Here is a 16,776-nt window from a genome sequence, read left to right on the forward strand (position 1 = left end):
GGCTTTGGGTCGAAAACAGTCACTCGAAAACGTCCGTTTTCGGCCGTGAGCAGTCATTCCAGCATGGTTCTTTAACCACTCATAATAGGCTTCAATCTTTTAGGTTTGCCTAAAAGATTTACTTGCGATTGCTCACTCTCATCATTACGGATAAATTCATTCTTACAAGAACGACGAGCATTTTTGCATGTCGTCTAAATCTAGTTAAATTTCACGAGGTCCATGACTCAAATGAAGCGTCGTCTACAGGTATTCATATCAAGCACGTTTACAGACCTGCTTCCAGAACGTCAGGCGGCAGTGAGTGCGATTTTGAAAGCTGGGCATATCCCGGCGGGAATGGAATTATTTACATCCGCTGACCGCTCGCAGATGGCAACCATCAAGCAATGGATCGACGAATCGGATGTCTACATGCTAATTCTTGGCGGGCGATACGGATCGGTCGAGCCTAGCTCTGGGATTAGCTATACCGAACTGGAGTATGACTACGCGATACAGCAAGGAAAGCCGTTTTTTGCAGTAGTCATAACGGATGACTGCCTAGAGGCAAAGATTCGCTCGAACGGCTCGACATTTATGGAAAAGGAGAACCCCAAGGAGTTAGGCCTCTTTAGGCAAAAGGTCCTAGGGAGTATTTCTTCGTTCTTCGATGACCCCAAGGACATAAAACTATGCGTTCACGAAACACTAGCCGACTTTGCAGCCAATAGATCGCTCAAAGGGTGGGTTCGAGCAGACGAAGTAGTTGACACAAAGCCTCTCTTTGAAGAAATCTCCAAGCTTTCAGAAGAAAACCGCCAGCTCAAGGAGTCGATGCTGGAGCTTGAAAAGCGAACATTCTCTCAATCTACGAAGCAGGCTGAAACTTTCGCAGAGCTCCGGGAAGTTCTAGGAGCGATCGATATCAAGATCCCTGCGAAGTTGGCAGACGGAACCGAGACCACAGTTGATCTCCTGAGCATCTTCTATAGCAATAAGGACACGCTTATCAGTGGAGTCACCAATCGGATTGGTGGGAGTGATAGTGAGTCCTTCTTCTTCTTCAACGTGTGTCCAAAGCTTCAGGTCCACGGGTTGGCAGTGAGTGAGAAGGTGGCCGGAGTTCGCTATCGACGATACACGATTACCCCGCTGGGAAGTGCATTCTTGGCCGATATAGAGAAGAGACATCTTCTCAAAAAGAAGAAATCCGACCCACCAGTTGTCCAAAACGATACTCCGCAAGCCAAGAACGGGGAAACGAAGGCCCCCGCTAAGCGGCCGCCGCGATCGGCAAAAGCAAAACTTTGAGTTCGAGACTCTGAAGCTTAAACCTTCCATCGAGAGGGCCAGCCCCAGCAAGCCGAGTCTTGCCTCTCGCGTCACACCTTAATAGTTTGCAGTCTGCTTTAGGTCGAATTCAGACAGTCTCGAAAGACTGCTCTCGACCCATAGCGGTCGGCCGTATCTGAAGTGAAGGGATGCCAGATTGGGCCTAGAAAGAATATCTAAGCGTCCAGCAATAACTGCAGTACTCTGTCAGATAGTTCTCTGCGCTCAAGCCACCGTTGGGCCGGCGAGTTGCAAACATCTATAGCGAGCCATTGAAATGATCCTCGGTGGGAAATTCCAGTTGGCATGATATGCGACCGTTGTGGGTCTTTTTTGTCGTACATGTAGTCCACATCATTTTCTTTAGCAGGTACGCGAAACATTGCTATTGGCTCAGATAGGCTTCGATCTTGCGCAATTTCATGCTTTTCCATTGTGATTCGCAGTAGTCGGAAATCATGAGCTAAAGCCTTCAAAAAAGAACTGTCAGCAATTAGCTTGCGCTCTTGGGATAAGCGGATGATTTCATAAACTTGCCCTATCCATATCTCGGACAGCGAACCCAGCGGCTCTGCGACCCATGGGCGTATCTCATCGCTCAAAACCTCACTTATTAACTCATCTTCCATACATCTGAGCACAGCATCCAGTCGGCCTACTCGTTGAATGGATGTATGAAGTCCAGACTTAGACAATGATCCGCCCAGGCGATGTGACCCTTGAACCCACGCTTGAGTAATAGCAACTTGCTGCTGTGCTGCCAATTGATAGCTAGAAAGAATTAGTTCGGATACAGACAACACGGTTCAAATCCATGGTTGTGAATGGTCAATCTTAGCGACACACCGGGTGACCGCTCCTGGCCGCAAGCTGTCAGTGGGTGTCTGCTTTCGACCCTTAGCTGCCGTTCGTAGTATGTGACAACTAACCAAAGGCACTCATTCAGCCGTGTAAACCAAGGCTAAGCGTAATTTCTGACGCAACTCTGCAGTGAGGCTAAAGTCGACAGGCTTGAAGTTATGACGGAGCGAGCGCATCAGGTCAGCAGCAGATTTGCAGCCCGCACGTGGCGCTAATTTGTGAGCAAGCTCTTTAGCCGGCAATAACCTTAGTGCTCTCTCAATATCAGTTGCGGCGATAACTGCGTCAATTTCTGCTACTACGGCATCCAGTTGGCCTTCGACTATCTCTGGTGAAAGTTTTTGGTGCGCCTTTTCAATCTCCGTTTCAGCCGCTTCTCGCATTTTCTGAAGCAATTGCTCCCGATTACCGGCTGCACTCAATAAACTCCGATCGAGACTGAGGCCCAGGCGTATATGGGAGGCAGCAAAGACTCGTCGGGCGGCGATTATAAGCTTCCTGTCTTCAAGCTCTTTGAGAATCGCGGCTACGATTACTTCCTTCGCAAGTGGAGGCTCTACTGAACCTATCCTAGATGCTACTGCCACAATGATATCCGGGACGCATAAATAGGCCTCAGCCTCATGTAATGGCAGCACATGAATACTTGCTGATGTCAGCTCATGCAGATATGTTTCATCCCGATAATCGGAATCAATAATTCCCGCTAGCGCTATTCTCGACGTTATCTTCTCCCAGACGCCGCTCTTGTCAACAATAGAAACCACATCGGAGCACCCACCAGCAGCAAAAATCTCAATTGTGCTGTCACCCATGATCCAACGATAAAATATCGCATCGAATGACTTTTCGTGCCCTTCAGTAACAATCACTTGATTAGCTGAAAGAATACCCGGGAGGCTACCGAGCAAAGCCGTAGTTTCCGCTCTGGGAAGGGAGCTTAAGCCTGTGAATTCGGCGATGTTTGCTGCGTCTGCGCTGATAATCCACACTTTACGGACGTTATTGCGAAGCGCAAAACTGATACTGTGTGTCGCATAGATAAATATCTTTTCGGGAAATTCGTTTTCCAGCAGTGTCCATAGTCGCTCAGCCAACTCTGGGTGTAGGTTAAGCTCTGGCTCATCCGCAATGATCACGGTATGTTCCGGAGTAAGTTCTAATAAATCGGCCAAAATCGAGAAGACTTGTTTTTCGCCGTCGGACATCTCAGAGGGACCGTATGAATTTCCGCCTTTTGACGCAACAAGACGCTTGGCATTGGATTCGTATTTCAGCGAAATAAGAGGGAAAATTTCATTAAATAGTTCGAATAGACGCTCGAGAGGTGGTTGTTGTCTTTTTGGGCATTCCCCTTGCTGTCCCCCTTCCACCCATTGACTCACAAGGTCTGAGTGTTCAGCCTTGATCTGCGCATCGCGCCTATCGAGAACAACTAATGCATCAAACAATCTGTCCGCAAGAGATAAGGTCCTTTTCTCTTCGTAGTTAGATACGATTTTTTCGAATACATCATAGTTTCTAAAGTTTTGCACTTCAAATTTTAAAACGTCCGCTATTTTTATCGTTCGACCGCCCTCTATGTACACGACCTTACAGTTATTCTGTCCGTGTGCGCCATTCTTAATTTCATTTAGAAGCTTAGATTTACCGGAGCCGTTAGCTCCGAGGATGACGTTAACCTGCTCGAAGTCAAAACGATGTCCTGCATATTGAGTGGAAATGTGCTGCATTACCCGACCCTTGCTTTAAAGTTATAAAGAATTCCGTTTGGCAGTTCTAGATTATCGGACGTCTTTAATGCTCGTCTCGATTCTACGGCGGTTGGTCAAAAAGGATGAGAAACGATCCGAGGAGACTGTTGACAACTGGCCGCTCTTGACGGAAAACGGGCATTCGCGCAGGGCCGCTCTCGACCCACAACCGCAATGCACCGGGATTTACTGCACCGATCGGAGGTTGGCCAATGCTGACATTCCGAGTATCTGCGCTATATGACAGAGAAATTCAAGTCGATGAGGAAGTTAAGATCGACCTGAGCGGTAGTTTTAGAGAAATGTAATTCCCTCGGCCATCGAAGACCCAATCTGTAGTTTCGATATGCGTAATTCTATAAACGGCAAGCTTGATCAGCATGCATAAAGCGGCTTGCCCAGAAATTACTATATACACCTCTGACCACTTCCTTTGCTTTAGGAATTTAGCGAGGCCTTCCAAGCGTTCCTTTGCAAAATCGGCAAGCGCTTCAGATGAGGAAAGATCAGCAGAACCTTCATAAAAAACGTACTTCTCGCCCCGAAAGACGTAGTCGGGAAAACTGTGCAAACCTTGATTCACGAGTATCGTGCAGACATCGCTGTTGCGATCCATAGTGGATAGCCCACGTAATGTCTGCTCCACCTCAATCCGCGAGTACCGTTGAAGCAGGTTTGTTAATTCCAAAACCAGATTATTTTCAGCCATACTCATTCTACTCGTTCCAAAAGAAGTCGAATGTCTTCTTCAAAGTGAGAATGCCAAGGTGTCCTCTTCGACACATAAAATCCCGGCACCGCCCGCCTTCCCGGGCCATTCGTCCCAAACACAATCCATATGCGACTGTCGAAGTGAACAAAGGAGTAGCGCAGCACAGTCGAGACGCGCTTAATTTGGATCAGCTTTCGTTCCGAGTCAAGGCTATTCACTATATCGTCGATCTTTCTGAGGCCGTCTTCCACATTAGCGTGAGAATAGTCCGCTTCGATAAATTTCTGAGCATAGCCTCCGGTTTTTATCGTAATAATGGTAGTTTTATTACCTTTCCTTGTTCGCTCAGCAAGAAGTTTTATACAGTTGTCAATCAATTTTCCGGAATAATTTACACCAATCGTCAAATCCGTCGAAGAAATAAAATACTCAGTGAAGTTAACGGATTTCGAGTCTTCGTAGAAGCCGCAAATCCCTGATTGGGCTGCCTGGGTGCTCCCTAGGATTTCTTCTCGAACTTCCGCAAAGAATGCCGAGCGGACGTATCTGTCAAAGAACCACTGCAGTATTCCAATAACAAGAAACAGAGCGCCAACTCCAGCAATGTTTGATCCAAAATCAATTTTCCAATATTTAAGATCGATTGCATTCCCGAGAACAATAAGCACAATGCCAATTATGGCTAGAGCCAAGGCGACGATGATCGACTTCGTGCTGACTAACGGTGTTTGTTCAGGCGATTTAAACATGACTTTTGACAAGTTTGCGTTCAAACGAGGGGTGGATGCAGAGTCCAGGTATCCTTATCGAGAGTAAAGCTACGACTCAATTTCCTCAGTCCCATGACATTTTGAGCATGGCGGCAAAACATCAGAGTTATCGTCAAGAAAAATCCGTTGCCCGCAGCTAACACAAACGTATGTCCCTCTTCCCGGCTTCTCTCCGGTAGTCGACATTTTCTTCTCCTGTGAAATGTATAGTCCGTAATTGAATTCACCGTGGCCGGACTAACTCCCTCGGTTCTTTTTCTCTAATAGCAAGTCGCCGATTTCAATTTCTAAATCCCTATCGATATCGCTTATTGCCTCCAGACGTGATGCAATACCTGCCCCCTCTCGGCCCGATGCAATTGCTAGAGGATGAACAAGGGCATCCTGCGGAATACGTTGACGTGAAGCGATTAATACGAGGAGATGAGGGCGTGCTTTGTTGTAGCTGCGCGGAGCTTTTCTTCGGTGCATCTTTCTGCAAAACAGCACAATTCCTATCCGAACAAAGATGCGTCATTGATACCCAACGTTCCGGCTCACCATCCGGCGTGATACGCCCCCAGCCCCCCTGACGCACGTACACTTTCACTGAAACCCCTCGCATTAGGCTTCCAACCACCGTGCCATTGGGTGATGCGCGTTGCTTCAGTGACGCCGGCCGCACAAAAAACTCTGGCTCTGGAGCCTGTACCGTCCATGGATCAACGACTGGCGCAACAGTGGACGCAACATGAGCGGAAGTCGCACTCACCGAATTCGACGCAGGCGGCGTTGGCACAGCTTTTTGCTTGGAACAGTTTCCAAGCAACACTGCAAACATCACGACGCATAGCCACGCAAAGGTATTTGACGACCTATATCGCATGAGCGGCGACGCAGCGAACGTTGTCTCCAACAAAGGCTCTCTCGGCCATAGCTCCTCCCAAAGCACGCTGCACTAACTGTAATTTTTTACCAATAATGAATCTAAATATTTCAAATCCGAATAGGGAGTTACCCTGAACCTCCATTTACATGAGTGGCCGGGCCGTAATTTCCTTCACTCCAACCCCACTCGTCCCAAAACAACAAAAACCGAAGAAAACGAAAACACCCGAACAATTTTCGCAAATAAACGTAGGTGATTTCCCGGCTGATCAGGTTCGTTTTTTTGTGTTTGAATGTCTCACTACAGCAATATTTCAAGACACATACACAGGAGACACACCATGCACGCTCTGCGCCTGTTGCGTACGGCTGCCGCGGCGGCCTTGATCTTTGGTACTCACGCCGCCTACGCGGCGGATGCCGACACCTGCTCCAACCGCGGCGACCTCGACCAAATGTATTGCGACGCGAATAAAGATCTCGTCGCGGACACGCCCACGGATGCTTCCAAACAGAAGACTCCATCCACCCTGGTGTTCACCTACACCCCGGTCGAGGACCCCGCGGTCTACGCGAATATCTTCAAGCCGTTCACCGACTACCTGGCCGAGTGCACGGGCAAGCGCGTGGTGTTCTATCAAGTGCAAAGCAACGCCGCCGAAATCGAAGCCATGCGCTCGGGACGCCTGCACGTAGGCGGTTTTTCGACGGGCCCCACCGCATTCGCCGTGAACATCGCAGGCGCCGTACCCTTTGCCGTCAAGGGCTACGCCGATGGCTTCCAGGGCTATAACCTGATTGTCATCGTCAAGAAAGACAGCCCCTATCAAAAGCTGTCGGATCTAAAGGGCAAGAAACTCGCCCACACCTCGCCGTCGTCGAACTCGGGCCACATGGCGCCGGTCGCCCTGTTCCCCAAGGAAGGCCTGACGCCGGACAAGGACTACAAGGTCATTTTCTCCGGCAAGCATGATCAGTCCGTGATGGGCGTGAACTCGGGCGACTATGACGCCGCCGCGGTCGCGTCGGATGTGTTCCATCGCATGGCGCAACGTGGCCAGATCAAGGAAGACGACTTCCGCATCATCTACACCAGCGAGAAATTCCCGACCTCGTCATTTTCGTACGCGCATGATCTGGAACCGGCATTCCGCGACAAGATGCTGAAGTGCTTCTACGACTATCGGTTCCCCGATGAAATGAAAAAGGCGTTCGATGACGCGGATCGTTTCTATCCGGTCACGTACCAGAAAGACTGGGCCATCGTGCGCCAGGTCGCCGAAGCCGGTGGCGAGAGCTTTAACCGCGCCGCCTACGATAAAGAAGCCGCAAAAAGCAAAGGTAAGCAGTAAGCATGTCCACGTCTTTACGCATTACCGGCCTGGTCAAGGAATACCGGGCCGGCCAACCCGTCCTGAAAGGCATCGACCTGCATGTGCAGGGTCAGGGGCTGACGGCCATCATCGGGCCGTCAGGCACGGGCAAGAGCACGCTGTTGCGTTGTATCAATCGGCTGATCGATCCGACGCGCGGCGAGATCGTGCTGCAGACGGATGCGGGCACGGTGAATCTGGCCGGCATTCGTGGCACGGCGCTGCGCCAGGCGCGGCGCCGGATCGGCATGGTGTTCCAGGAATACAACCTGGTCGAGCGCCTGACGGTGATGGAAAACCTGCTGACGGGGCGTCTGGGCTATAGCAGTGCGCTAAAGGCCTGGATGCGCCGGTTCGAACCGGATGATATCGAGCGGGCCTATCAGCTGCTGGATATCGTGGGGCTGGGCGGTTTTGGGGATCAACGCGCCGATGCGTTGTCTGGTGGACAACGGCAACGCGTGGGGATTGCGCGGGCGTTGATGCAGCGGCCGCAGTTGCTGTTGGCCGACGAGCCGACATCGTCGTTGGACCCGAAGACCTCGGTCGAGATCATGGAGCTGTTGGCCGAACAAGGCAATGCCAGTGGCATCCCGGTGCTGGTGAATATTCACGATGTCGAGTTGGCGCGGCGTTATGCCAACCGTATCGTGGGGATGTCAGGCGGCCATGTGGTGTATGACGGTGATGGCCAGGGCCTGGATACCGCGACGCTGAAGGCGATCTACGGAGGCGAGTCGTGGCTGGAGTAAAGCGCCGTCCGTTTGCGATGTCTTGGCAGGCAAAGCTCAGTGCTTTGCTGATTTTTTTGTATGCGCTGTATGCGGCGGGACAACTGGATTTCAGTCTGGAACGCTTTCACAATGGCTTGGGCCATGCGGCGACGTTGTTGGGGCGGATGTTTCCTCCGCATATTCAACAGCCTGACACGCTGTGGCAAGGGCTCGCAGAAAGCCTGGAAATCGCGGTGTTGGCGTCGGTGTTGGGGATCATCATTGCCTTGCCGATCGGGTTGTTGGGTGCGCGAAATTTGATGCCGTCGTGGGCGTCTTGGCCCGCCCGCGCCATCGTGGCGTTGTGCCGTTCGCTGCATCCGGTGATTGTGGCGATCTTGTTCGTCAAGGCCGTGGGCTTTGGGGCGCTGGCGGGGATTTTGGCGTTGGCGGTGGCGTCGGTGGGGTTTATTGGAAAGCTCTTTACCGAGTCTATCGAAGAGATCTCGCTCAAGCAGGTCGAGGCGGTACGCGCGACAGGTGCGTCGTTTGCCAATGTGATTTTGTTTGGCGTGCTGCCGCAGGTGTTTGCGCGTTTTATTGGTTTTGCGACGTATCAGTTCGATTCGAATTTACGTAATTCGACGATGGTCGGGATCGTGGGCGCAGGCGGGATCGGCGGGACGTTGTTCTCGGCGTTCCAACGTTTTGATTATGACTTTGTCGCGGCGATTTTGATTACGTTGATTGTGATCATCATGATAGGCGAGGTGCTGGCGCGGTTTGTGCGTGCGGTGTTCTTGGACAATTTGGGATTCGATACGATTTTGCAACGTCGCTTTAGCGCGGCGCGTGGGTTGGGCAAAAAGCCGCTGAATCAGCAGGAGGATGCATGAATACCTCCGCAACGAGTTTGACGGTGAGCGAGTATCCGCGCACATGGCAACGGTACACGATGGGGCAGCGGCTGCTGCGCTTTGCGTTGTATCTGGTGGTGGTGGCGGCGATTGTGCAAGCGCTGCGCAGCGTCGAGGTCATCCCCGAGTTTCTGTATGACGCGCCGGAGCAGATGGCTGATCTGCTTGGCCGGATGTGGCCGATCGACTGGGCGTATTACCCAGAGGGCGTGCATGGCGCGTTGATGGAGACGCTGCACATTGCCACGCTGGGCACGATTCTGTCGGTGATATTGGCGGTGCCTGTGGGATTGTTGGCGGCGAACAACCTGACGCCGAATCGGCTGATCAATCAGTTCGCGCGGTTGATTCTGGTGTCGAGCCGTTCGGTGAATTCGCTGGTGTGGGCACTGCTGTTTATCGCGATATTCGGGCCCGGAGCACTGGCGGGTACGCTGGCGATTGCGTTTCGGTCTATCGGGTTTGTGGGCAAACTCGTGGGCGAGGCGATAGAGGAAGCCCAACGCGGTCCGGTAGAGGCGTTGACGGCGACTGGCGCGAGCTCGGGCGCTGTGCTGTGGTACGGCTATTGGCCGCAGATCCGGCCGGCGTTCTGGTCGATTGTGTTGCTGCGTTGGGATATCAATGTGCGCGAATCGGCGGTGCTCGGTCTGGTAGGCGCAGGCGGGATCGGGATGGCGCTGGATACGGCGTTGAATCTGTTCCAGTGGGATCGTGTGGCGTTGGTGCTGGCGGCAATTTTCGCGGTGGTGATTGTCGCGGAAGTCATTATTACGCAGGCCCGTAAACGGATTTTGTAGCGCGATTAAAACTATTATTCAGCGCGGATATTCTCTGGCGACACGGCATTGTGGAGTGGCGCACCGGTCATGATAAAAGTCGACGAATCAAGCTAGCTGCCGCAGCAGCTAGCTTGATCGCCATCAGTTTTACGCTCGCCGGGTTTCGGTCACGTTCAGTCCGTATTCGCTGACGGAATGACAGCAATAGCGATTTTTCCGCGCAGTCCGTTATCAGGACTCTCGAGGCGAGCATGAGCGAGAGGAATGTCGGCTAATGAGTATGTCGCCCCGACATGAGGCCGCAGTTGGCCGCGCTCAACCAACGCGCTCAGTTCATTGAGCTTGCCACGATTCTGTCTGGTGAACACGAAGTGATAACTCGCGTTCTTGCCCCAGGCGTTAATGAGGTTTTGCGGTTGCGCGATATCGACAATCGAAACGAGCCGGCCGAGCTGTGCCAGCACATCCGGACTGCGGGAAAGCGTGTCGCCGCCGATAGTATCGAAAACGACGTCGACGCCCTGGCCCGCTGTTTCACGCATGACAGCCTCGACGTAGTCTTCGTTCGTGTAGTCGATGACGACGTCGGCTCCCATGCGGCGTGCGAACTCGAAGTTTTCCTCGCGCACAGTCGTTATTACTCTGGCACCGATGGACTTCGCCAGTTGAATGGCCACATGCCCTACGCCTCCTGCTCCGCCATGCACCAAAATGCTTTCCCCGACGCGTAGTCCGGCGCGCACGACGAGCGCTTCCCATGCTGTTCCTCCGACGAGGCTCAGGCTCGCGGCTTCCAGGTGACTGAGTGAAGCAGGTTTCTTCGCGATGATGTTTTCAGCAGCAACGTGGTATTCGGCATAGCTGCCTGAACCATCGAAGATCTGTGGCGTATACCAAACCTCGTCGCCTGGGGCGAAGGCTGTCACACCGGCTCCGATTTCTTCGACCACGCCGGAAACATCGTGTCCGGTAATGGCCGGCAGTGGCACCAGGCTGGGATAGTCGCCGCGCCGGACCTGATAGTCCAAGGGGTTGATGGAAGTCGCGTGAACCCGAACCAGCACTTGCCCTGCCCCCGGTACTGGTTTGGGCACTTCACCAAGTTCAAATGCGTCTGGACCGCCAAAAGTGTTGAGGATGATTGCTTTCATTGGAATCTCACTTCGATAAAAAGGGATATCGGGATTTTTCGATATTTAAGGATAAAAATTTTTAAAGGTCTTTGCCGATGAGTTCGGCGAGGGTACTGATGGCTTCTTCGTTTCGCTTGTAATAGGTCCACTGACCAATGCGTTGGACTTCAACCAAGCCAGCTCTTTGCAGAGTGGCAAGATAGTCAGAGACCGTGGACTGCGAAAGACCAATGCCCTCTTGGATACTGCTGACACAGACCCCTACCGTATGAACGTCCCCTTCGTCCTGCGGGGGGAAGTTCTTTACGGGGTCCTTTAACCGCTGCACGATCTCAAGACGAGTGCGGTTCGAGAGGGCTTTGAATATTTCGAGTAAGTCCATGAGATGATTATATCGGAATTTAGCGATATGTCAATTTACTGAAAATCCTGCGCAGACGAGTTGAACAACGGTAGGGACGGCCATCGCGGCAAACCACTGCGTTGCGTTGGGTGAAAACAGAGTGCTCGCGCCGATTGATGAATTATTTATGACATGTCATCAAAATTCAGGTCGCGTTAGGTAACATGCCCGATTCCCAAAGTACTGATCGCGGACCATGTCAGAACAAGAATTGAAGTTGCACGTCCCCGCCGCTGCGCGCCGGGCAGTTTTACAAGAGGTCCGCCAACAGGACGCCACGCGCATCCGGCTGCATGCCCTGTATTTTGATACTCCGACCCGAGAATTGGCCCGTGCGCGTATTGCGTTGCGGCTGCGCAAAGAGGGCCGGGATTGGGTGCAGACGCTCAAGATGCCTGGCGCGGATGCCATCACACGGGTCGAGATCAATCATCCCCGCCCAGGTCCGGTACTGGATTTGTCGGTCTATGCGGGTACCGAGTTTGAAGGTCCACTGTCCTCGCTGAAGGGCGAATTGGGCCTGCGCTACGAGACCGATGTGCAGCGCCTGCTGCGCAAGGTCCGCAGCCGCCACGGCACGATCGAGCTGGCCTACGACACGGGCGTGTTGCGCGCCGCGTCACTGGAGCTGCCGATTTCGGAATTGGAATTTGAATTGGTGTCGGGCCGCCCTGCCGCTATTTTCTCGGTAGCGCGCCGCTGGCAGCAGCGTCACGGCCTGGTGCTGGATGCACGCAGTAAATCGGAACGCGGCGATGCGCTCGCGGGTCTGGCGCGCGAGTTGGCGGAACAGGATGCCAAGGGCGATGCCGATACATTGCAAGAACGTCGCAGCAAAGCGATTGCGCGCTTTTGGGCGCCGTGCGGCGCTGCGCCGGCATCGCTGGATGACAGCATGACGCCGCCTCAGGCGATGGGCCGCATCGCCGGAGAATGTCTGGATCAGATTGCTCGTAACGCCGCTGTGTTGGCAGAGGTGGATACGTTGGGGATCTATCCTGCCGGCAACTCGGAACACGTGCATCAGTTGCGGGTAGGCATGCGTCGCTTGCGTTCGGTTTGGCGTTTGTTCGACGGCTGGATTGCGCCACCGCCCGCCCCCGTGTTGGAAGGCGTGCGTACGCTATTTGCCGCGTTTGGGCAAAACCGCGACCAGGATGTGTTGAACGAAACGGTCACGCCAGTGTTGCAACGCGCCGGGATGCCGGTCATCAATTTTGATGTGCCGCCGCCGGATGTGGATTCGCAGAGCATTGCGTCGGGCAAGGCCTTTCAAGGCTGGTTGCTGGATACGCTGGAATGGAGTCTGGACGTGCAGCCGCCAGCGCCGGCGGCCCTGCCTGTGATGGCCGAGCCCTCTGACGCTGCGCCCGAGCCGAGTTTCAGTCTGGATGGGACTGCGCCCACGGCTGCCGCAACGCCTACGCTGATTATTCCGATGACGTCGAACACCGAGCCGCCTACGTTGCGCAAGCTGCTGACCAAGCGTTTGCATCGTTGGCACACCAAGGTGGCCGAGCAAGGCAAGAACTTTGCGGCGCTGGATATTCCGGCACGCCATGATCTGCGCAAACGCGGCAAACGCCTGCGCTATGGTCTGGCGTTCGCGGAATCGCTGCTGCCGCAAGTGCGGCTGCGCGGCTATCGCAAGCAGTTGGCGCAGGTGCAGGATCTGTTGGGTGAGATCAACGATCTGGCAATGGCGAAAGATTATTACCAGGCCTGCGTTGGCACGCATCCGCAAGCATGGTTTGCGTTGGGGTGGATCAGTGCTCGATTGGAAAAACTGACCGTCGAAGCGCAAGCGGCATTCGATCAGTTGGCGGCGAGTAAGCCGTTTTGGAAATGACGTGAAGGTCGCCAGTTGACTAGCCGGCGCCTGATTGCTGACAGACCCTCCCGTAATACGGAGGGTCTGTTCATTAGAAGGTCTGTCAGGCGATTTCGGCGGGATGGCCGCATCGCGTCAAAATTTCAGGGCCGCTCGGTCGATGCAGACCGGCGGCCCTGTGTCATGGGATGTTGCGGACGCGACGCTGACGTTTAATCGGCCAACAGCGCGCCAGCGAACTCGTCAGCGACGAAAGGCTGCAGGTCTTCCATGCCCTCGCCTACGCCGATCCAGTAAACCGGGATCGGACGCACGCCGTTGCTGCCTGCGGCAACGGCGGCGAGCGTGCCGCCCTTGGCGGTGCCGTCGAGTTTGGTGACGACCAGGCCCGTCAGGTTGATGGCGGCGTCAAAGGCGCGGATTTGCGCCAGCACGTTTTGGCCGGTGTTGCCGTCGACCACGAGCAGGACTTCGTGAGGGGCGGCGCTGTCGGCTTTGCCAATGACGCGACGGATCTTTTTCAGCTCTTCCATCAGGTGCAACTGCGTGGGCAGGCGGCCAGCGGTATCGACCATGACCACGCCTGTGCCGCGTGCGCGGCCAGCGTTGACGGCGTCGTATGCCACGGCGGCGGGATCACCGCCCTCTTGGGCAATGACGCTGACGTTATTGCGGCTGCCCCATTCGATCAATTGCTCGCGCGCGGCGGCGCGGAAGGTATCGCCCGCGGCCAACAGTACGCTCGCGCCTTGGCGCTGGAAGGTATGGGCCAGCTTGCCGATGGAGGTGGTTTTGCCTGCGCCGTTGACGCCAGCGATCATGACGACGAGCGGCTTGGCCTTTTGCAGGTCAAAGGTACGCTCCAGTGGGCGCAGATGATCGGCCAGCAAAGCGCGCAATGCGATTTTGACTTGGGCCGGGTCTTCGATGCGTTCTTTGCGTACGCGGGCACGCAGTGCGGTGAGGAGTTTTTCGGTCGCCTCCAGCCCGGCATCGGCCATGATCAGCGCGGACTCGAGTTCCTCGAACAGGTTTTCGTCGACTTTGACGCCGACAAACAGGCCGCCCAGGCTTTGCCCCGTGCGTGCCAAGCCCTGTTTGAGGCGGCCTAGCCACGAGGTTTTCTTGGCCGGGGGCTCGGCGGGCGGCGTGGATGGTGCAGGCGCTGCGGCGGCAGGTGCTTGCGGCGGCGTTGTCGCTACGGGCGACGCTGGGGCAGAAGTCGCAACGGTGGCCGATGTAGACGCTGACGCTTGTGCCGGTGCTGGCGCAGGCGTGTTGGACGAAACCGACGCAGGCGCCGGTGCTGCCGCTACGGGCGGCGCTGAAGGAGCAGGCGCAGGAGCGCTAGACGGTGCGGCCTCTGGGGAGTCCGGCGACGTGGTCGCTACGGGCGCCGCTGGCCACGCGGATGCAGAAGCGTTGACCGGTGCAGTCGCCGGTGATTGCGCCGGCACGGGCGCCACTGATGCTGGCGGTGCAGACGTAGGAGCGCCAGCCGCTGCAGCCTCTGGTGACTGCGGCGACGTCGTCGCTACCGGTGCTGCTGGTGGCGCGGATGCTGGCGCGCTGGCCGGTGCAGTCTCTGGCGACTGCGGCGATGCCGTCGCTACCGGTGCTGCTGGTGGCGCGGATGCAGGTGCGCTGGCTGGTGTAGCAGGGGGACGGGTTTCCGGCGCTGCAGCAGGCCGGGTCGTCACCGAGCTGGCCGCGAGCGCACCGGCCATGGACGATCTGCCTGCGTGGGTCGGCGCGGGGGCCGAAGCCACCGGCGCAGGCTCGCTGGGCGGACGCTCGGCCGGCGCGGGCGCCGCGGACGGCGTATCGCCTGCGTGACCGCCGGGTTCAGGCGCTTGGTCTCTGGTGGCCTCGTTGGCACGCGCAACGGGCAAGGAAGGAACAGCAGGAGGCTCGGCCGGGGTCTGCTGGGGCGCGGGCTCGTCGGCCAGGCGCGGCTCGTCTGCGGGCGGGGCAGCGTCGGGCTGCACCGGCGCGGCAGGCGGCGGAGATTTTTTCTTGAAGAAACGGAACATGGGTGAAAGTATATTCCGTTCCCCGCAGTGCAGCAGCACGACTCCCCTACCCGGCTGCTATATTCGCGCTGGAGGTTCGCTTTCTTGAAAAAACCAAATACGGGCAATAAGCCCATCCGTATCGTTGCCGGACAATACCGGCGCACGCCTATCGCCGTGCCCGATGTGCCGGGCCTGCGCCCCACGCCAGACCGCGTGCGGGAAACGCTGTTTAACTGGCTGACCCATTTGTGGGATGGAAACTACACCGGTAAACGGGTGCTGGACTTGTTCGCCGGCAGCGGCGCCCTGGGGTTCGAGGCGGCGTCGCGCGGCGCCACGCAGGTGCAAATGGTCGAAAATGACCGTACGGCCATTGCTGCGCTGCGGGCATTGCGCGACAAGCTCAAGGCAGACGCGGTGCGCATTCACGCAGGCGAGGCACTACAAGTTGTCCAGCGTATGGACGCGTCGCGGTTCGATCTGATTTTGTTGGACCCGCCGTTCAATCAGGACTGGTTGCCCCGTTTATGGCCATTATTACCCGGCATTTTGGCCGAAGATGGCTTGGTTTACGTAGAGTCCGAGGCTGTGCTGGCCCCCCCTGACGAGTTCGAGGTATTGCGTCAGGATCGGGCCGGGGCGGTGCACTACGGACTGGTGCAATTTGCTGCAATGCAGAAATAGATCAATAATCCGCAGTTCGGAGGAAGGTTTAAGCAAGTTACGAGGATACGGAGCCCCCATGATTACCGCTGTCTACCCCGGCACGTTTGACCCGCTAACCCGCGGCCACGAGGATCTGGTGCGCCGCGCTGCCGCCCTGTTCGACAAAGTCGTCGTGGGCATCGCGCACAGCCGCAACAAAAAACCGTTCTTCAGCGTCGACGAACGCGTAGAAATCGCCCAGGAAGTCCTGGGACATTATCCGAACGTCGAGGTCCGCAGCTTCGCCGGGCTGCTCAAGGACTTTGTGCGCGAGCAAAATGGCCGTGTGATCGTGCGCGGCCTGCGCGCGGTGTCTGATTTCGAGTACGAGTTTCAGATGGCTGGCATGAATCGTCACCTGCTGCCCGAAGTCGAAACGATGTTCATGACGCCGTCGGATCAGTACCAGTTCATCTCGGGCACGATTGTGCGTGAAATCGCTCAACTGGGCGGTGATGTCAGCAAGTTCGTATTCCCATCGGTCGAACGCTGGCTGCAAGCCAAGGCCAAGGAACACCGCGAGCAGTCCTGGCCGGCCGCTGGTGGGACGCCGACCGCATAATGCGGGATGCCTCACGAGCAGCGGTCTGATCTGGCGATCGTTCAGTCAACACGCAAGATGACTC

At 55.4% G+C, this 16,776-nt stretch carries 17 protein-coding genes; 8 read left to right on the forward strand and 9 right to left on the reverse strand.

Annotated features, from left to right (window positions below):
• Positions 1-222: 222 nt before the first annotated feature.
• The gene (locus tag ACNA0I_RS07865; protein WP_415805519.1) at positions 223-1,293 is read left to right on the forward strand and encodes a DUF4062 domain-containing protein; all 1,071 of its coding nucleotides are present in this window, start codon (positions 223-225) and stop codon (positions 1,291-1,293) included.
• A 197-nt stretch (positions 1,294-1,490) separates the two neighbouring features.
• Here the strand turns inward: ACNA0I_RS07865 and ACNA0I_RS07870 are convergent, their stop codons facing one another.
• From ACNA0I_RS07870 to ACNA0I_RS07895, 6 genes are all read right to left on the reverse strand, one after another.
• Positions 1,491-2,117, reverse strand: coding sequence for a hypothetical protein (locus ACNA0I_RS07870; RefSeq protein ID WP_415805520.1), 627 nt, complete (start codon positions 2,115-2,117; stop codon positions 1,491-1,493).
• 135 nt (positions 2,118-2,252) lie between these two features.
• Positions 2,253-3,908 (reverse strand): AAA family ATPase, encoded by a 1,656-nt coding sequence (locus ACNA0I_RS07875; protein ID WP_415805521.1) that lies wholly within the window; start codon positions 3,906-3,908, stop codon positions 2,253-2,255.
• Between the two features lie 274 nt (positions 3,909-4,182).
• Positions 4,183-4,644, reverse strand: a complete 462-nt coding sequence (locus ACNA0I_RS07880) for a hypothetical protein (protein ID WP_415805522.1) — start codon at positions 4,642-4,644, stop codon at positions 4,183-4,185.
• Positions 4,641-5,402, reverse strand: coding sequence for a hypothetical protein (locus ACNA0I_RS07885; protein ID WP_415805523.1), 762 nt, complete (start codon positions 5,400-5,402; stop codon positions 4,641-4,643). Before ACNA0I_RS07885 ends, ACNA0I_RS07880 begins: the two co-directional genes overlap by 4 nt.
• A 57-nt stretch (positions 5,403-5,459) precedes the next feature.
• Positions 5,460-5,597: a zinc ribbon-containing protein gene (locus tag ACNA0I_RS07890; protein ID WP_415805524.1), complete on the reverse strand. Its 138-nt coding sequence runs from the start codon at positions 5,595-5,597 to the stop codon at positions 5,460-5,462.
• Between the two features lie 109 nt (positions 5,598-5,706).
• On the reverse strand, positions 5,707-6,276 hold the full coding sequence (locus tag ACNA0I_RS07895) for an SH3 domain-containing protein (protein ID WP_415805628.1): 570 nt from the start codon (positions 6,274-6,276) through the stop codon (positions 5,707-5,709).
• Between the two features lie 343 nt (positions 6,277-6,619).
• Between ACNA0I_RS07895 and phnD the strand changes: the two genes are divergently transcribed.
• Genes phnD through phnE (ACNA0I_RS07915) form a run of 4 tightly spaced genes read left to right on the forward strand, consistent with a single transcriptional unit; the run spans position 6,620 to position 10,081 of the window.
• Entirely contained in the window at positions 6,620-7,630 is a 1,011-nt protein-coding gene (gene phnD, locus ACNA0I_RS07900; RefSeq protein ID WP_415805525.1) for a phosphate/phosphite/phosphonate ABC transporter substrate-binding protein, read from the forward strand.
• Between the two features lie 2 nt (positions 7,631-7,632).
• The gene (phnC, locus tag ACNA0I_RS07905; protein WP_415805526.1) at positions 7,633-8,403 is read left to right on the forward strand and encodes a phosphonate ABC transporter ATP-binding protein; all 771 of its coding nucleotides are present in this window, start codon (positions 7,633-7,635) and stop codon (positions 8,401-8,403) included.
• Positions 8,404-8,420: 17 nt separating this feature from the next.
• Positions 8,421-9,260, forward strand: a complete 840-nt coding sequence (gene phnE, locus ACNA0I_RS07910; RefSeq protein WP_415805629.1) for a phosphonate ABC transporter, permease protein PhnE — start codon at positions 8,421-8,423, stop codon at positions 9,258-9,260.
• Positions 9,257-10,081, forward strand: coding sequence for a phosphonate ABC transporter, permease protein PhnE (gene phnE / locus ACNA0I_RS07915; RefSeq protein WP_415805527.1), 825 nt, complete (start codon positions 9,257-9,259; stop codon positions 10,079-10,081). Before phnE (ACNA0I_RS07910) ends, phnE (ACNA0I_RS07915) begins: the two co-directional genes overlap by 4 nt.
• Positions 10,082-10,236: 155 nt before the next feature.
• Here the strand turns inward: phnE (ACNA0I_RS07915) and ACNA0I_RS07920 are convergent, their stop codons facing one another.
• Both ACNA0I_RS07920 and ACNA0I_RS07925 read right to left on the reverse strand, forming a co-directional pair.
• Positions 10,237-11,214 (reverse strand): zinc-dependent alcohol dehydrogenase family protein, encoded by a 978-nt coding sequence (locus tag ACNA0I_RS07920; RefSeq protein ID WP_415805528.1) that lies wholly within the window; start codon positions 11,212-11,214, stop codon positions 10,237-10,239.
• 61 nt (positions 11,215-11,275) lie between these two features.
• The gene (locus tag ACNA0I_RS07925) at positions 11,276-11,578 is read right to left on the reverse strand and encodes an ArsR/SmtB family transcription factor (protein ID WP_415805529.1); all 303 of its coding nucleotides are present in this window, start codon (positions 11,576-11,578) and stop codon (positions 11,276-11,278) included.
• A gap of 217 nt (positions 11,579-11,795) precedes the next feature.
• Here ACNA0I_RS07925 and ACNA0I_RS07930 point away from each other — a divergent pair, with 217 nt between their 5' ends.
• Entirely contained in the window at positions 11,796-13,448 is a 1,653-nt protein-coding gene (locus ACNA0I_RS07930) for a CYTH and CHAD domain-containing protein (RefSeq protein ID WP_415805530.1), read from the forward strand.
• A gap of 194 nt (positions 13,449-13,642) precedes the next feature.
• On the opposite strand, the gene ftsY is transcribed toward ACNA0I_RS07930, so the two are convergent.
• The gene (gene ftsY, locus ACNA0I_RS07935) at positions 13,643-14,896 is read right to left on the reverse strand and encodes a signal recognition particle-docking protein FtsY (RefSeq protein ID WP_415805630.1); all 1,254 of its coding nucleotides are present in this window, start codon (positions 14,894-14,896) and stop codon (positions 13,643-13,645) included.
• A gap of 651 nt (positions 14,897-15,547) precedes the next feature.
• Between ftsY and rsmD the strand changes: the two genes are divergently transcribed.
• Together rsmD and coaD are read left to right on the forward strand one after the other, a co-directional pair.
• Positions 15,548-16,129 (forward strand): 16S rRNA (guanine(966)-N(2))-methyltransferase RsmD, encoded by a 582-nt coding sequence (gene rsmD, locus ACNA0I_RS07940; protein WP_415805531.1) that lies wholly within the window; start codon positions 15,548-15,550, stop codon positions 16,127-16,129.
• A gap of 58 nt (positions 16,130-16,187) precedes the next feature.
• On the forward strand, positions 16,188-16,712 hold the full coding sequence (coaD, locus tag ACNA0I_RS07945) for a pantetheine-phosphate adenylyltransferase (RefSeq protein WP_415805532.1): 525 nt from the start codon (positions 16,188-16,190) through the stop codon (positions 16,710-16,712).
• Positions 16,713-16,776 lie beyond the last annotated feature (64 nt).

Source organism: Bordetella muralis (assembly GCF_965139205.1).
Lineage (GTDB): Bacteria > Pseudomonadota > Gammaproteobacteria > Burkholderiales > Burkholderiaceae_B > Bordetella_A > Bordetella_A muralis.

Bases quoted from the DNA above. Each gene is read 5' to 3' on its own strand.
- ACNA0I_RS07865 (WP_415805519.1), top strand. From the start codon at position 223: ATGACTCAAATGAAGCGTCGTCTACAGGTATTCATATCAAGCACGTTT.
- ACNA0I_RS07875 (WP_415805521.1), bottom strand. From the start codon at position 3,908: ATGCAGCACATTTCCACTCAATATGCAGGACATCGTTTTGACTTCGAG.
- ACNA0I_RS07880 (WP_415805522.1), bottom strand. From the start codon at position 4,644: ATGAGTATGGCTGAAAATAATCTGGTTTTGGAATTAACAAACCTGCTT.
- ACNA0I_RS07890 (WP_415805524.1), bottom strand. From the start codon at position 5,597: ATGTCGACTACCGGAGAGAAGCCGGGAAGAGGGACATACGTTTGTGTT.
- ACNA0I_RS07895 (WP_415805628.1), bottom strand. From the start codon at position 6,276: ATGCGATATAGGTCGTCAAATACCTTTGCGTGGCTATGCGTCGTGATG.
- phnD (WP_415805525.1), top strand. From the start codon at position 6,620: ATGCACGCTCTGCGCCTGTTGCGTACGGCTGCCGCGGCGGCCTTGATC.
- phnC (WP_415805526.1), top strand. From the start codon at position 7,633: ATGTCCACGTCTTTACGCATTACCGGCCTGGTCAAGGAATACCGGGCC.
- phnE (WP_415805629.1), top strand. From the start codon at position 8,421: ATGTCTTGGCAGGCAAAGCTCAGTGCTTTGCTGATTTTTTTGTATGCG.
- phnE (WP_415805527.1), top strand. From the start codon at position 9,257: ATGAATACCTCCGCAACGAGTTTGACGGTGAGCGAGTATCCGCGCACA.
- ACNA0I_RS07920 (WP_415805528.1), bottom strand. From the start codon at position 11,214: ATGAAAGCAATCATCCTCAACACTTTTGGCGGTCCAGACGCATTTGAA.
- ACNA0I_RS07925 (WP_415805529.1), bottom strand. From the start codon at position 11,578: ATGGACTTACTCGAAATATTCAAAGCCCTCTCGAACCGCACTCGTCTT.
- ACNA0I_RS07930 (WP_415805530.1), top strand. From the start codon at position 11,796: ATGTCAGAACAAGAATTGAAGTTGCACGTCCCCGCCGCTGCGCGCCGG.
- coaD (WP_415805532.1), top strand. From the start codon at position 16,188: ATGATTACCGCTGTCTACCCCGGCACGTTTGACCCGCTAACCCGCGGC.